This is a genomic window from Streptococcus sanguinis, from assembly GCF_050220005.1.
GTDB classification, from domain to species: Bacteria; Bacillota; Bacilli; order Lactobacillales; family Streptococcaceae; genus Streptococcus; species Streptococcus sanguinis_Z.
Genome location: NZ_CP071413.1, coordinates 85,456 through 100,320 on the forward strand (window position 1 = coordinate 85,456; position 14,865 = coordinate 100,320).

A 14,865-nucleotide genomic window follows, 5' to 3' on the forward strand; every position below is an offset into this window, starting at 1 on the left:
ATCATGGAACATTTAGCATCATATTTTGGAACTTACGGTGGCGCCTTTTTTGCAGGTCTGGGAGTAGCTTTGGCAGTCTTTCTCAGCGGAATGGGCTCAGCTCTGGGGGTTGGAAGCACTGGTCAGGCAGCAGCAGCCCTCTTGAAAGAGCAGCCGGAAAAATTCGCTCAAGCTCTGATTCTTCAGCTTTTGCCAGGTACCCAAGGTCTCTACGGCTTTGTTATCGGGATTACCGTCTTCTTTAATATCAAGCCAGAATTGGCTCTGCAGTCAGGCGTGGCTTATTTCCTAGCTGCTTTGCCAGTTGCGATTGTTGGTTACTTTTCAGCCAAGCATCAAGGACGAGTGGCGACAGCTGGTATTCAGATTTTGGCCAAGCGTCCAGAAGAGGTCATGAAAGGGGTTATCCTAGCGGCCATGGTTGAAACCTACGCTATCTTGGCCTTCGTTGTTTCCTTCATCATGGTTCTGAATGTGAAGTAAGGAGGCTTTTATGTCTGATATATCAGATCTCAAAGCTTCTGTCTTGGAGCAGGCTCACGAGAAGGGGCGTTTGCTTTTGGCCGAGGCTACTGAGAAAATAGAGCAGGAAGCCAAGGAGCGTGAAGCGCTGCTAATGCGGCAGAAGCTGACTCAGCGGGAGCAGCAGCTCAAAGAAATCAGCCGTCGCAGTCAGCGCGATATTCAGCAGTTAGAAAATCAAAAACGTCAATCTACCTTGGTCATCAAACAGCGGGTTCTCAGAGAGCTTTTTGAGGAAGCCTATGCTCAGATGGCAGCTTGGTCACCAGCTGAAGAGGAACATTTTCTAAAGAGTGTCCTGGCTAAATACCCAGAGGAAAAGTTGACACTGACTTTCGGTGCTCTATCAGCTGAGAAATTCAGCTCCAGCCAGTTAGAAGGCTTGAAAAAGGCCTTTCCGCAAGTACACTTTTCAGACCAGTTTATAGCCGGTCAGGCAGGTTTTGTACTAAGCCAGGGACGGGTGGATGACAGTTATCTCTATCGTGACTTGCTGGACTCTGTCTGGCAGGAGGAAAGCTACCGTCTGGCTCAGGATATTTTCAAAGACCAGGCAGAATAGGAGGCGGGCCATGAGTGAAACAAGCTTCTCTCAAGTCAATACAGCCATTAGTGTGCAGGAGGCTTCCTTTTTGACGCCCCAGCAATATGAACAGTTGCTGCAGGCTGACGATCCTGCCAGCCGTTCGGCTCTGCTGCAGGGAACGGTCTATGCCATGGATGCTGAAGCGATTAAGGATCTCAATGCCATTGAGCAAGTGCTGATGAAGCATTTGTATTCCGTTTATAATTGGGCGCTTGATATTAGTCCAAGTAAGGAGCTGGTGGAGATTTTCACACTCCGCTACACTTACCATAATCTCAAGGTTTTTCTCAAGGGCCGGGCGACAGGTCAGTCCTTGGAGCATTTGCTGATGCCGGTGGGGACCTATTCGCTGGAGGTTTTAGAGCACCTAGTCATGGCCTTTTCAGCTGAGTATTGTCCAGATTTCATGCTGGACGAGGTGCTTGCGACCTGGCAGGAATATCAGGATTATCAGGATGTGCGCGTGCTGGAGATTGGCATGGATATGGCTTATTTCCAGCATCTCAAGCGCCTGACACAGGAGTTGGAAGATGAGAGCCTGCTGCAGCTGGTGAATCTGACTATTGATTTTTACAATGCCATCACCGTCAAGCGGGCTGTTGACTTGGGAAAACCGCGCAGCTTTATGAGGCAGCTCCTGTCTGATGAAGGAAGCCTTTCTGCCGCCAACTGGATTGCCATGGCAGAGCAGGGAGATTTCTTGACTTGGTTTAGCCAGGTCAATCCCTGTGGTTACGATCTGGATCTGTGCTCCTATGAGGAAAAAATGCGGAACCAGACTTTGACGACAGTAGAGTTAGAATATCTAGCGGACCTCTTGCAGGCTAAGTTGCTGGCGGCTGGTCAGTTTGAGACAGATGGCCCGCTCCCTCTCGCCCGCTATTTGCTAGGTAAGGAGCTGGAAGTCAAGAATCTGCGGTTGATTTTGACCGGAATGGACAATCAGCTGCCCGTAGAGCTTATCAGAGAAAGGATGCGACCGATTTATGGACAAGACTAGCTACAAGATTGCGGTCGTGGGGAATCGTGATACCATTCTCCCTTTTAAGCTGATTGGTTTTCAGACCTTTCCAGTGAAGGAAGCTCAGGAGACGATTAATACTTTGCGTCGGCTCGCTCGTGAAGATTTCGGCATTATCTATCTGACGGAGGATATGGCAGCGGATATTCCAGAAACCCTGGCCTACTATGACCAGCTGGAGATTCCTGCTCTTGTGCTCATTCCTACCCATAAGGGGAGCACGGGACTGGCTCTGTCGCGGATTCATGAAAATGTCGAAAAGGCTGTCGGACAGGATATATTGTGAGGTTTTTATGCGAATCAATCAACTAGGTCAGCCCATTGGGGATGCTCTGCCGGATTTTCAGCCGGGGGACTTGCCTAAGCTGGAGCGAATCGAAGGCCAGTATGTTATTATCGAGCGTTTGTCTAAGGACAAGCATGGGGCGGATTTGTATGAAGTGTATGGCCCGGATTCTCCTGCGGATATGTGGACCTATCTCTTTCAAAATCCTGCCCAAAATCAGGCAGAATGGTCCCAGAAGCTAGATCAGATGCTGGCGGCACAAGACCGTTTTCACTATGCGATTGTGGACAAGGAGAGCGGTAAGACTTTAGGAACTTTTGCCTTGATGAGGATTGACCGAAATAACCGCGTTATCGAAGTGGGAGCGGTGACCTATTCGCCCAAGCTGAAGCGCACCAGACTGGCTACTGAAGCTCAGTACTTACTGGCACGCTATGTCTTTGAAGAGCTGGATTATCGCCGCTATGAATGGAAATGCGATGCCCTCAATCAGCCGTCAAGGAGGGCAGCAGAGCGGCTTGGTTTCACCTATGAAGGTAGGTTTCGTCAGGCGGTAGTCTATAAGGGGCGCAACCGAGACACGGACTGGCTGTCTATGATTGACAAGGATTGGCCGGCCGTCAAGAGTCGTCTAGAAAAATGGCTAAATCCTGACAATTTCGACGAAAAGGGCCAGCAAATAAAAGCCTTATCTGATTTTTAAAATAAAAAGAAACAATCCTTGCCCTAGAGTTAGCTAAGAAGGATTTCAAACTCGCGGCAAGAATCAAAAAACACTCTTTGGAAATGAAATTCAAACTAGGTCCGTATCTAACTTAGTTTGAGTTTTGATTTTCATTGAGAAGTAACAAAAATCTCCCAAGAATGGAGGAAGATTGTGAGTCAAGGAAAGATTATCAAAGTTTCTGGTCCACTGGTGCTGGCATCAGGGATGCAGGAAGCGAATATTCAGGATATCTGCCGGGTTGGCGATTTGGGGCTAATCGGTGAAATTATCGAAATGCGGCGGGACCAAGCCTCTATTCAGGTTTATGAAGAAACTTCTGGCTTGGGTCCGGGAGAGCCGGTCATCACGACTGGAAGTCCTCTGTCCGTTGAGCTGGGACCAGGTCTGATTTCTCAGATGTTTGACGGGATTCAGCGGCCTTTGGAGCGTTTCCAGACCATCACGGCGAGTGACTTCCTCGTCCGCGGTGTCCAACTGCCAAATCTAGACCGAGAGACTAAGTGGGATTTTGTTCCAAGTCTGTCTGTCGGAGATGCGGTTGAGGCTGGCGATATTCTGGGAACAGTGCAGGAGACCAATCTGGTGGAGCACCGCATCATGGTGCCAGTCGGAGTCAGTGGACGTTTGACCCATATCTCAGCTGGCAGTTTCACTGTTGAAGAGACTGTTTACGAGATTGAGCAGGCGGACGGGTCTACTTTTAAAGGGACTCTCATGCAAAAATGGCCAGTCCGTCGTGGGCGTCCTTTTGCTCAGAAGCTGATTCCGGTTGAGCCTTTGGTGACAGGTCAGCGGGTCATTGATACCTTCTTCCCAGTGACCAAGGGCGGAGCAGCAGCCGTACCAGGACCTTTCGGGGCTGGTAAGACTGTGGTTCAGCACCAGGTGGCCAAGTTTGCCAATGTTGACATCGTTATCTATGTCGGCTGTGGTGAGCGTGGTAATGAGATGACCGACGTACTCAATGAATTTCCAGAACTGATTGACCCAGCAACTGGCCAGTCCATCATGCAGCGGACGGTGCTGATTGCCAACACCTCCAATATGCCGGTAGCGGCTCGCGAGGCGTCTATTTATACAGGGATTACAATTGCAGAATACTTCCGTGACATGGGCTATTCAGTGGCTATCATGGCAGATTCTACTTCGCGTTGGGCAGAAGCCCTGCGGGAAATGTCCGGTCGTCTGGAAGAAATGCCGGGGGACGAAGGCTATCCAGCCTATCTTGGCAGCCGGATTGCGGAGTATTATGAGCGGGCAGGCCGGGTCAAGACGCTCGGTTCGACTGCGCGTGAAGGCTCTATTACTGCTATCGGGGCCGTATCACCTCCGGGTGGAGATATTTCTGAGCCGGTAACGCAAAATACCCTGCGGATTGTCAAGGTCTTCTGGGGCTTGGATGCCCAGCTGGCTCAACGCCGGCATTTCCCAGCTATCAACTGGCTGAGCTCTTACTCGCTCTACCTAGACGAAGTGGGAGCCTATATCGACCAGCATGAGAAGATTGCTTGGGCAGAAAAGGTGACCAAGGCCATGAATATCCTGCAAAAGGAGAGCGAACTGCAGGAAATCGTGCGTTTGGTGGGCCTGGATTCCTTGTCTGAGAAGGACAGACTGACCATGAATGCAGCCAAGATGATTCGTGAGGACTACCTGCAGCAGAATGCCTTTGATGATGTGGACACCTATACTTCTTTCAAAAAGCAGGTGGCTTTATTGAGCAATATCCTGACCTTCGATGCAGAGGCCAATCGTGCCTTGGAGCTGGGGGCTTATTTCCGGGAAATCATGGAAGGAACGGTGGAGCTGCGTGACCGAATTGCCCGCAGCAAGTTTATCCATGAAGATCAGTTTGAAAAAATTCAGGCTCTCAGTCAGACTATCGAGGAAACCCTGCACCAGATTCTTGCCCAAGGAGGACTAGACAATGAGCGTCATTAAAGAATACCGCACCGTCAGTGAAGTTGTCGGCCCTCTGATGATTGTCGACCAAGTCGCTGGCGTGCATTTCAATGAATTGGTAGAAATCCAGCTTCATGACGGAAGCAAGCGTCAGGGCCAGGTTCTGGAAGTCCAAGAAGACAAGGCTATGGTCCAGCTTTTTGAAGGCTCCAGTGGGATCAATCTGGAAAAAGCCAAGGTTCGCTTTACCGGCCGTCCGCTAGAGCTGCCAGTGTCAGAAGACATGGTGGGACGGATTTTCAATGGAATGGGCAAGCCGATTGATGGCGGTCCAGCTATCCTGCCAGAAAAATACCTGGATATTGACGGTCAAGCCATTAATCCAGTGGCTCGCGACTATCCGGATGAGTTTATTCAGACTGGAATTTCGGCCATCGACCACCTCAATACCTTGGTTCGGGGGCAAAAACTGCCAGTATTCTCTGGCTCTGGTCTACCCCACAAGGAATTAGCTGCTCAAATCGCCCGTCAGGCCACCGTGCTTAACTCTGATGAAAACTTCGCCGTGGTCTTTGCGGCCATGGGGATTACCTTTGAAGAAGCCGAGTTCTTCATGAATGACCTCCGGGAGACAGGAGCCATTGACCGCTCGGTGCTCTTTATCAATCTGGCTAATGATCCGGCTATCGAGCGGATTGCAACGCCGCGGATTGCCCTGACAGCAGCCGAGTACCTGGCTTATGAAAAGGACATGCACGTTCTGGTCATCATGACCGACATGACTAACTATTGTGAAGCCCTGCGTGAAGTTTCCGCAGCTCGTCGTGAGGTGCCGGGCCGTCGTGGGTATCCGGGTTACCTCTATACTAACCTGTCCACTCTCTATGAGCGGGCTGGACGTCTGGTTGGCAAGAAGGGCTCGGTAACGCAGATTCCGATCCTGTCCATGCCAGAGGATGATATCACCCATCCGATTCCAGACTTGACGGGTTATATTACGGAGGGGCAGATTATCCTTTCACGCGATCTCTACAACAGCGGCTATCGTCCGCCGATTAATGTCCTGCCTTCTCTGTCTCGTCTCAAGGACAAGGGCTCAGGTGAGGGCAAGACTAGGGGAGACCATGCTGCAACTATGAATCAGCTATTTGCTGCCTATGCGCAAGGCAAGCAGGCCAAGGAGCTGGCTGTCGTTCTGGGGGAATCCGCCCTGTCCGAAACGGATAAGCTCTATGTGCGCTTTACTGACCGCTTCGAGCAGGAATACATCAATCAAGGTTTCCAGACCAACCGAACCATCGAGGAAAGCTTGGATCTGGGCTGGGAACTCCTTTCCATCTTGCCAAGAACGGAGCTCAAGCGGATCAAGGACGATATGATTGACCAATACCTGCCGCAGACCAAGGAGGAAGAAGGATGACGCGACTCAATGTCAAGCCGACTCGGATGGAGCTGAATAACTTAAAAGCCCGTCTCAAAACGGCTGTCCGTGGGCATAAACTGCTCAAGGACAAGCGGGATGAGCTGATGCGGCGCTTCATTGAGTCTGTCCGTGAGAATAATCAGCTCCGCCAAAAGGTCGAATCCGCTCTGGTCGGTCATCTGCAGGATTTTGTCATGGCCAAGGCGCTGGAGAGCGATCTCATGGTCAAGGAGATTTTCGCTGTGCCCATGCGGGAAGTCAATTTGCATGTGGAAACAGAGAATATCATGAGTGTGCGCGTGCCCAAGATGCACGCCCATATTGACAATCCCTACGGTGATGACGAGGGAGACGTGGTTTATAGCTATGTGGCTTCTAACAGTCAAATGGATGAAACCATTGAAAGTATGAGCGATCTGCTTCCCGACCTGCTGCGACTGGCTGAGATTGAAAAAAGCTGCCAGCTCATGGCGGATGAAATCGAGAAAACTCGCCGTCGGGTCAACGGACTAGAGTATGCTACCATCCCTGACCTCAAAGAAACTATCTACTACATCGAGATGAAGCTGGAAGAAGCCGAACGGGCCAGCCTCGTCCGAATGATGAAGGTGAAATAAGATACCAAGACCGTTAAGAGCTCACAGCAAAAATAGAAAAATAGACGAAGAGGCGTTAGCCTCTAGGAGATTTTGTCTTTTTTGCCAAGAGCTTAGGTCGGGTTCAGTTTAGCAAAATACAAAAAAATAAAGAAAACTGAATAAAAAAATAGGAACTGGATGATGGATTCGATGAATCTGACTCTAGTTCTTTTTTTACACTCTCTTTATCACTCTATCTCTTGTATGGTATAATGGGACAAGACGAACGCTGTTAGCTTCAATAAATATACCGATGGCCGACAGGACTATAGACTGGTAGAATGATGAGGGAAGCGATGAAGAATAAGAAAACATTGATATGGGGCGCTGGGCTTCTCCTTGTGTTAGCTTTGGGCTTGTTTAGTTTTTTCTACTTAAATGGACGAACTTCGAATAAGAAAGAAACATATAATACTTTCAAATCAATTACAGCAAGTGATATCATAGCATTCGGAGAAAACAAACAATTTGTAGCGATGGCAGGAGGCTGGGGGCCAGGGAAGCGATATACGGTCAGCCAAGAAGGTCACCTTCTTCACAAAGTAGATGGCGAGTATGTGCCAAGCCATCCTCAACGAAAAGGCGAGTATTTTAACTTGGTCATTTTTGACTTAGATCAGGAAGGGTATCCTTCCCAAAAGGTGGATCTTTATCAGGCTGTTCGGTCATATAATCCATCTTATTTTCCAGTTAATTCTGACTATATTACCCATTACCAAGGAACGGATTATCTAGTTTTGATTATCAGGCCTAAAGGGGCAAAGGATTCAGACAAGGATAAGAAAGTATTTCTGAATTTAGAGACGCATGAAATCAGTGACATCCCAGAAGACTATAAAAAGATTAATCCAAAACATCACTGGGCTGATCCTTCCAATCCCACTTTATCAAGTGATGTTAATGCGACAACGTTGCGTAACATTGCTCGAGAAAATGGCTACCTCCTGTTAGATCACTTGGAAAAGGATGCCCCTAAAAAAGGCAGTAGAATCAATTTAACAAGCGAGAATCCTCAGGTTAAAGAGATCTTAGACAGAGGAGGTACAGTGTATGGTCGTCAGGGTGTTGTAACGTCAAAGGACTGGTTTAACCATATGCTTCATTGGCTGGCGCCAGAGGGGGAAAGTGATTTAACAGTCTATCCAGTTGACAGACCCTATGCAAGCAATGCGCAGCCCTTAACAGACTATCCTATACAAAGCTATCAGGACTACCTCAACTGGAAAGAGCAACAAGAGAAAAAGGAGTAACTTAGTCAAGTTCCAGAAATACAAAAGAAATATCAATACAGAACCTCTCTAAATGGGGTTCTTTTGCTTATTACCAATTTTTATATGTTACAAACAAATCTCCATATTACAGGGGGCAGACAGTTCTGTTAAATAGGTCGAAAAAGGCTTTTTTCTTAGAAAATTTATGGTAAGATGGTTTTCGTATCATGAATGATTAGGAAGGTGCATTTTGCATATGAAAATGAATAAGAAATTACTTTTGGCTTCAACTGTTGCTTTGTCAGCATTGCCTTTGTTTACAACAAAAGCTGAGGAGCAGCCACAAAACTGGACTGCCAGAACAGTTGAGCAAATTAAAGCAGATATTACGAGCAATGAAAACCAACAAACATACACTGTTCAATATGGAGACACTTTGGGAAATATTGCTCAAGCGATGAACATTGATCTTGTTGAATTGGCTAAAATCAACCAAATTGCCAATGCAGACTTGATTTTCCCAGGTACTGTTTTGACTATTACAACAAATGGACATAATGAAATTACCTCTGTAGAAATCCAAAGCTATCAAGCAGGCAATAATGCAGGATTGGTAACGGAAGATTATACAGCTAGCGAGATTTTTGGTACTGAACAAGCCGCTCCAGCGGCACCGGCTCAACCAGCAGAAACTCCAGCTCCAGCTGTTGAGGAAGCTGTTGCAGCTTCAGCAGACCAAGCACCAGCGCCTGCTGAAGAAGCGCCTGCACCAGTAGCAGAAGTTGCAAGTGAAGCAGCCCCAGCTGCGGAAGAAAATGCAGCAGCTCCAGTAGAAGCAGCGCCACAGCCAGTAGTTGCTGCAAGTCCAGAAGCCCCAGCTGAAGAGGCAGCCCCAGCAGCAGCTGAATTAGGCCAAGACCAAGTCAGTCAAGCAACTGCTGCAGTTGAACCTACAACTTACAACGCTCCAGCTGTAACAGATGCTGCTAGCGTGACAACTAACAATCCTGCTAATGAAGGTCTTCAGCCACAGACTGCTGCTCTGAAAGAAGAGATAGCAGCTAAATATGGCATTACAGAATTTAGTCTCTACCGTCCAGGAGATAGCGGAGATCATGGTAAGGGCTTGGCAGCTGACTTTATCGTTGGTGAGAATACTGAATTAGGAAACCAAGTCGCAGCCGATGTTACTTCTAACATGACTGAAAGAGGAATCTCTTACGTTATCTGGCAGCAACAGTTCTATGCACCATTTGAAAGCATTTATGGACCAGCTAATACTTGGAACCAAATGCCAGACCGTGGTAGCGTAACTGAAAACCACTATGACCACGTTCACGTATCTATGAATGAATAAGATGAAAACAAGCCCAGAAATGGGCTTTTTCTGATATTCTCTGTGAAAAAGCGAGAATTTTCTGATAAATTTTGGTATAATAAAGCGAACTACAGATAAAGGATGAGTGAGAATGACCTTAGTTTATCAATCAACACGCGACGAAAAGAATAGAGTAACAGCTAGTCAGGCGATTCTGCAAGGCTTGGCGACAGATGGTGGGCTCTTTACGCCCATTACCTATCCGCAGGTCGATTTGGACTTTGCCAAGCTCAAAGATGCTTCTTATCAGGAAGTAGCCAAGCTGGTTTTGTCTGCTTTCTTGGATGATTTTTCTGAAGCGGAGCTGGACCACTGTATCAACCATGCCTATGACAGCAAGTTTGATGATGCAGCCATTGCTCCCTTGGTCAAGCTGGATGGTCAGTACAATCTAGAGCTTTTCCACGGAGCGACCATTGCCTTCAAGGACATGGCTTTGTCTATCCTGCCTCATCTGATGACAACGGCAGCCAAAAAGCACGGCTTGGAAAACAAAATTGTCATTTTGACGGCGACTTCTGGCGACACAGGCAAGGCGGCTATGGCAGGCTTTGCGGATGTTCCTGGGACTGAGATTATCGTCTTTTATCCCAAAGACGGTGTCAGCAAGGTCCAAGAACTGCAAATGACGACGCAGACAGGTGCCAATACGCATGTGGTTGCCATTGACGGTAACTTTGACGATGCCCAGACTAATGTTAAGCACATGTTCAATGACACAGACCTACGAGCTCGTCTCTTGGAGCATAAGCTGCAGTTTTCATCAGCTAATTCTATGAATATCGGCCGTTTGGTGCCGCAGATTGTTTACTATGTCTATGCTTATGCTCAACTGGTGAAGACGGGAGAAATCACAGCAGGAGACAAGGTCAACTTTACCGTTCCGACTGGGAACTTTGGTAATATCCTGGCGGCCTACTATGCCAAGCAAATCGGTCTTCCAGTTGGCAAGCTGATCTGTGCATCTAATGAAAACAATGTCCTGACTGACTTCTTCAAGACTCAAGTTTATGATAAGAAGCGGAGCTTCAAGGTGACGTCTAGTCCGTCCATGGATATTCTGGTTTCCTCTAACTTGGAGCGTCTGATTTTCCATCTGTCTGGTAACAGCGCTGAGAAAACAGCTGCCCTAATGGCGGCTCTGAATGAGCATGGACAGTATGAACTGACGGACTTTGATGCTGAGATTTTAGAACTCTTTGCGGCTGACTATGCGACAGAGCAAGAAACAGCAGCTGAAATCAAGCGGGTCTATCAAGCATCTGACTACATCGAAGACCCTCACACAGCCGTTGCGTCCGCTGTCTATCAAAAGTACTTGGCAGAGACAGGGGATCAGCGCAAGACTGTTATCGCGTCTACCGCTAGTCCTTATAAATTCCCAGTCGTGGCTGTTGAGGCTGTGACTGGTCAAATAGGACTCAGTGACTTCGAGGCTTTGGCTCAACTGCACGAACTTTCTGGCGTAGCCCTTCCACCAGCTGTGGATGGTTTAGAAACAGCCCCAGTGCGCCACAAAACGACGGTCGCTGCAGACCAAATGCAGGCAGCAGTCGAAGATTATTTGGGATTATAAAAAACAAAAACATCAGCTTATTCATTGGCTGATGTTTTATAATCTATTTCAACACAATCAACTGCTTGCCAGCTAGGCTGTAATTGTCAGCTAGCGGTGCAATTGGTTTTTGGACATCAATGGCTGGATACTGGAGATGCAATCTTTGCTTGTTTTTATTTTCGTAGTCAGCCTCTTGGTTGCCAAAGTTGATGACAATGGTCATGCTCTCTTTCCTGTCTTGAATTTTGTACTCCAATAAACTGTCTGTCAGCCAGTTGACCTGACAGGCTTGCTTGATAGCGGCGCTGGTTTTTAGATGCAGCAGCGGATGTGCTCTGCGAAAGGCAATCAGCTTTTTAAGAAAAGCAATGTCCTCTGTGTAATGCAGGGAGCGCAGCCAGTCTAGTTTATTGATTTCGTCAGGCATATTGTAGGTGTTATCAATCAGATTTTTTGTCCGGAAAAATTCCTGACCGCTGTGGATAAAGGGAACACCTTGAGCTAGGAGGACGAGATGGAGAGCCAGCCGCGAATTGGCCAGCCGATCCCGCAGGGTGATAGCAGGGTTGACGATATCAAAGTAATCAAAAACCGTTGCATTATCATGGCACTCCACATAATTAATAGCTTGCTGGGGCGCAGTGAAGTGGGCCTCGCCTTTTAGACCAACATTGGCTGTCAGGACATTCTCAAGCTGACTGGCAGGAGTCTTGCTCTCGATTTGCCGGCCTTGGGCGATGGTCTGCTTGAGACTGTCGCGGAAATGATCGCTGAAAAATCCATAATCCGGAAGCTGGGCAGCATTGTACTGATGGGCCAATCGCTCACTTGCCAGCCCAGTATCCATCTGCCAGCCTTCGCCGTAGAGGTAGATGTTAGGATAGAGCGTCTTGAGTTCGTCAGCTATCTGCTGCATGGTTTGGATATCTAAAATCCCCATCAGATCAAAGCGGAAACCGTCAAAGCCATAGATGCTGACCCATTGCTTGACCGACTGCTTGATATAGCGGCGAACCATGGCTTTCTCACTGGCTACATCATTGCCACAGAAGGTCCCGTTGGTCCGGTAGCCCATATCATTGAGCCGGAAAAAATAGCCGGGCACGATTTTTTCAAAAGCATAGCTGTTGGCATCATAGACATGATTGTAGACCACATCCATGATGACGCTGATATCAGCATTGTGGTAGGCAGAAATGGCCGCCTGCAACTCTCTGATGCGGGCATAAGGGTCTCGCGGATCGCTGGCAAAACTGCCGTCTGGGACATTGTACTGGACAGGATCGTAGCCCCAGTTGTAGACGAGCTCTGGATGCTTTTCATCAACGCTGCCAAAGTCGTAGACAGGCAGAAGCTGCACATGGCTGATACCTAGCTCTTTCAGATAGTCCAGACCAAACTTCTGACCGTGAACAACTGGAGATTCGCTCAGTGAGGCAAACTTCCCAGGATAGGAGAAACCAGCTTCTTTCTGCATAGAGAAATCGCGGACGCTCATTTCATAAATGACGGCTTCTGTCGGATTCAGCTGTGTTTTTGCTCGTTTGATAGGCTTTTTAATCTTGTCTAGATCGATGACATAGCTGTTGCCCGAATTGACATCTGAGGATAGGGCGTAGGGATCGTGGACTTCCACCCACTTGCCATTGATCTTATGGAGATAAGAATAGGAGGCTCCCTCTAAATCTCCCTCAATCCGGGTATGCCAGACTCCCTTATCCAGACGTTTGAGATGGTGAACTTGGTCTTTCAGATGCAGGAGGACTTTTTCGGAAATAGGTGCCCAGAGTTTGAAATCGGTGGCTTGGGGACTGTATTGAGCTCCCAAATCGTCGCCTGCATAGTCAAAAATATCATCGAAAACAGGCTTTTTCACGATATGGCGGTACTGCAAGTCGGTATGGTTGCGGTCTTGATCATAGACCTTGTAGGACTGTGTCAGGTCAATGGGCTCATTAGCTGACACGGTGTAGATAATCCGATCTTCCTGATTGTTGATGTTTTTGATGGTTAAGGGGCTGGAGCTGTGCTTGTCTTCCAGTGTAAAGTGGATGGAGTAGGCATCAAAGCTCTTTTCCAGTTCGATGGTGATGATGTTTTCGTCATCTAAATAGGCTTGAAAAATACGAAAGGCCATGTTTTTCCTCTTTCTTTGTCGGTTTCTCTTCGGGTAATTGCTTTTAGTTCAGGCTCTGCCCTGGGTTGGGACAAGGCCGTTCAGTGAATCGTTGATAAATGAGCAAAAGCACTCGGATTAGCGAGTGCTGATGCTATGCGGAATCAGCTGGCGATAGCAGATCTGCTTGTCTTCTTTATTGTCCTTGATGATTTGGAAGAGGGTCCGGAAAGACTCTTTCCCAAGCTCAAGGGCATTGATATCGATATAAGCATCCACATCAATGCGCGGTTTGAGAGAATCAAAGGTGATAATGGGAATCTGGTAGTCCTGATCTTTGAGATAGTGCAGGGCTCCTTCTGCTACCAAGGTATCAGAGGTCACGATGGCTTCAATCTCGTCCAGCGGCAGCTCCTCCATAATCTTGTAACTGTTGTCTTCCAGAAGGAAACCGAAGGCAAATTTGATAATGCGTTCATCCAAAGGCCGTTCTGCTTCATTCAGAGCTTGCTTGTAGCCTGTGTAACGATCCTGAGAAACGACCAGCTCCTTATTCCCGGCTAGAAAGGCAATTTTCTGATAGCCCTTGTCAAGGAAATATCTGGTCGCGTCATAGCCGGCCTTGATATTGTCATTGTCCACCAGAGAGATGAAAGGAGAGACAGCTTTCCCTAGGATAAGGAAAGGGAAGTTGTTCCTAACTGCAAAGTCGACCAAAGGATCGTCCTGCTTGGAGTAAAGGAAAATCAGTCCATCTACTCTCTTGCCTAAGATCATCTGCTTCATATTTTCTAAGCGGTGCTCTTCATCTTGCCCTGTGCTGATCTGGATGGCATAGTCATAATCAGAAGCAATCTGAGAAATCCCCCGCAATACAGTTGGGAAGAAAGGGTTTTGATAGAAGACATCTGAGTCGTCCGGCAGGACCAAGCCGATGACCTGGCTGGATTGGCTGACCAGACTTCTGGCATTGAGGTTGGGATGATAGTCCAGCTCCTTCATAGCAGCACGGACCCGTTTTTTGGTTTCTTCACTGATGGTTGATTTGTTTTGTACGACGCGGGTCACGGTAGAGGGCGACACGCCTGCTAGTTTTGCGACTTCTTTGATAGTAACTCGCATAAAAACCTCCTAAAGGCCTGCATTTGCTGGAAATCCTTACGATAACATGAACTATTTTAAATCTACTAGTAGAAGCACTTGCTTTCTAAGAGTCATGCAAACCTGTGCCAAAAATAGCTAGCAGCGACAGTGGTTTTGCCTGACTATTGTGGTCAAAAAAGCAAGTATGAGGCGGATTCTCCACAAACGCAAACGTTTTCTGTTTGTAAGAACATTTTAACACAAAAAGAGAACGCTTGCAAGAAGAGAAAAACGGTAAACAATTGGGGCAGTAGGAGAGTCCTAAAAGAGCATTATATCCATTAACCAATAAATTGAAAAAAATCTCAAAAACCCCTTGCACTTAAAAAAAAAATAGGTTATAATCAAGTCGAC

The 14,865-nt window shown here is 47.6% G+C and carries 13 protein-coding genes; 11 read left to right on the forward strand and 2 right to left on the reverse strand.

The window, feature by feature from the left end; translation table 11 throughout:
* Positions 1-3 precede the first annotated feature (3 nt).
* The 11 genes from J1C86_RS00505 to thrC all read left to right on the forward strand — a co-directional run bounded on the left by J1C86_RS00505 (position 4) and on the right by thrC (position 11,270).
* Positions 4-483, forward strand: a complete 480-nt coding sequence (locus J1C86_RS00505) for a V-type ATP synthase subunit K (protein ID WP_002898768.1) — start codon at positions 4-6, stop codon at positions 481-483.
* 10 nt (positions 484-493) lie between these two features.
* Positions 494-1,084, forward strand: a complete 591-nt coding sequence (locus tag J1C86_RS00510; RefSeq protein ID WP_125409094.1) for a hypothetical protein — start codon at positions 494-496, stop codon at positions 1,082-1,084.
* Positions 1,085-1,094: 10 nt separating this feature from the next.
* Complete coding sequence (locus J1C86_RS00515) at positions 1,095-2,108, forward strand: V-type ATPase subunit (protein WP_125409093.1); 1,014 nt, start codon at positions 1,095-1,097, stop codon at positions 2,106-2,108.
* The gene (locus tag J1C86_RS00520; protein ID WP_002898763.1) at positions 2,095-2,415 is read left to right on the forward strand and encodes a V-type ATP synthase subunit F; all 321 of its coding nucleotides are present in this window, start codon (positions 2,095-2,097) and stop codon (positions 2,413-2,415) included. Before J1C86_RS00515 ends, J1C86_RS00520 begins: the two co-directional genes overlap by 14 nt.
* A 7-nt stretch (positions 2,416-2,422) precedes the next feature.
* On the forward strand, positions 2,423-3,118 hold the full coding sequence (locus tag J1C86_RS00525; protein WP_125409091.1) for a GNAT family N-acetyltransferase: 696 nt from the start codon (positions 2,423-2,425) through the stop codon (positions 3,116-3,118).
* A gap of 174 nt (positions 3,119-3,292) precedes the next feature.
* Positions 3,293-5,083 carry a V-type ATP synthase subunit A gene (locus J1C86_RS00530; RefSeq protein WP_125409089.1) on the forward strand — a complete coding sequence of 597 codons (1,791 nt, stop codon included), beginning with the start codon at positions 3,293-3,295 and terminating at the stop codon, positions 5,081-5,083.
* Entirely contained in the window at positions 5,070-6,464 is a 1,395-nt protein-coding gene (locus J1C86_RS00535) for a V-type ATP synthase subunit B (protein ID WP_125409087.1), read from the forward strand. The genes J1C86_RS00530 and J1C86_RS00535 overlap by 14 nt, the downstream gene beginning before the upstream one ends.
* On the forward strand, positions 6,461-7,084 hold the full coding sequence (locus tag J1C86_RS00540; RefSeq protein ID WP_125409085.1) for a V-type ATP synthase subunit D: 624 nt from the start codon (positions 6,461-6,463) through the stop codon (positions 7,082-7,084). Before J1C86_RS00535 ends, J1C86_RS00540 begins: the two co-directional genes overlap by 4 nt.
* A gap of 317 nt (positions 7,085-7,401) precedes the next feature.
* Complete coding sequence (locus J1C86_RS00545; protein WP_260468044.1) at positions 7,402-8,355, forward strand: hypothetical protein; 954 nt, start codon at positions 7,402-7,404, stop codon at positions 8,353-8,355.
* Between the two features lie 217 nt (positions 8,356-8,572).
* Positions 8,573-9,673 carry a LysM peptidoglycan-binding domain-containing protein gene (locus J1C86_RS00550; protein ID WP_125409081.1) on the forward strand — a complete coding sequence of 367 codons (1,101 nt, stop codon included), beginning with the start codon at positions 8,573-8,575 and terminating at the stop codon, positions 9,671-9,673.
* 112 nt (positions 9,674-9,785) lie between these two features.
* On the forward strand, positions 9,786-11,270 hold the full coding sequence (gene thrC, locus J1C86_RS00555) for a threonine synthase (RefSeq protein ID WP_125409079.1): 1,485 nt from the start codon (positions 9,786-9,788) through the stop codon (positions 11,268-11,270).
* A gap of 43 nt (positions 11,271-11,313) precedes the next feature.
* Here the strand turns inward: thrC and pulA are convergent, their stop codons facing one another.
* Entirely contained in the window at positions 11,314-13,389 is a 2,076-nt protein-coding gene (gene pulA, locus J1C86_RS00560) for a type I pullulanase (protein ID WP_125409077.1), read from the reverse strand.
* Positions 13,390-13,506: 117 nt separating this feature from the next.
* A complete protein-coding gene (locus tag J1C86_RS00565) occupies positions 13,507-14,490 on the reverse strand; it encodes a LacI family DNA-binding transcriptional regulator (protein WP_002922705.1) in 984 nt (327 codons plus the stop codon).
* Positions 14,491-14,865 lie beyond the last annotated feature (375 nt).

Coding starts and splice junctions, on each gene's coding strand:
- J1C86_RS00510 (WP_125409094.1), top strand. CDS start 494: ATGTCTGATATATCAGATCTCAAAGCTTCTGTCTTGGAGCAGGCTCAC.
- J1C86_RS00535 (WP_125409087.1), top strand. CDS start 5,070: ATGAGCGTCATTAAAGAATACCGCACCGTCAGTGAAGTTGTCGGCCCT.
- J1C86_RS00525 (WP_125409091.1), top strand. CDS start 2,423: ATGCGAATCAATCAACTAGGTCAGCCCATTGGGGATGCTCTGCCGGAT.
- thrC (WP_125409079.1), top strand. CDS start 9,786: ATGACCTTAGTTTATCAATCAACACGCGACGAAAAGAATAGAGTAACA.
- J1C86_RS00545 (WP_260468044.1), top strand. CDS start 7,402: ATGAAGAATAAGAAAACATTGATATGGGGCGCTGGGCTTCTCCTTGTG.
- J1C86_RS00520 (WP_002898763.1), top strand. CDS start 2,095: ATGGACAAGACTAGCTACAAGATTGCGGTCGTGGGGAATCGTGATACC.
- J1C86_RS00515 (WP_125409093.1), top strand. CDS start 1,095: ATGAGTGAAACAAGCTTCTCTCAAGTCAATACAGCCATTAGTGTGCAG.
- pulA (WP_125409077.1), bottom strand. CDS start 13,389: ATGGCCTTTCGTATTTTTCAAGCCTATTTAGATGACGAAAACATCATC.
- J1C86_RS00540 (WP_125409085.1), top strand. CDS start 6,461: ATGACGCGACTCAATGTCAAGCCGACTCGGATGGAGCTGAATAACTTA.
- J1C86_RS00505 (WP_002898768.1), top strand. CDS start 4: ATGGAACATTTAGCATCATATTTTGGAACTTACGGTGGCGCCTTTTTT.
- J1C86_RS00565 (WP_002922705.1), bottom strand. CDS start 14,490: ATGCGAGTTACTATCAAAGAAGTCGCAAAACTAGCAGGCGTGTCGCCC.
- J1C86_RS00550 (WP_125409081.1), top strand. CDS start 8,573: ATGAAAATGAATAAGAAATTACTTTTGGCTTCAACTGTTGCTTTGTCA.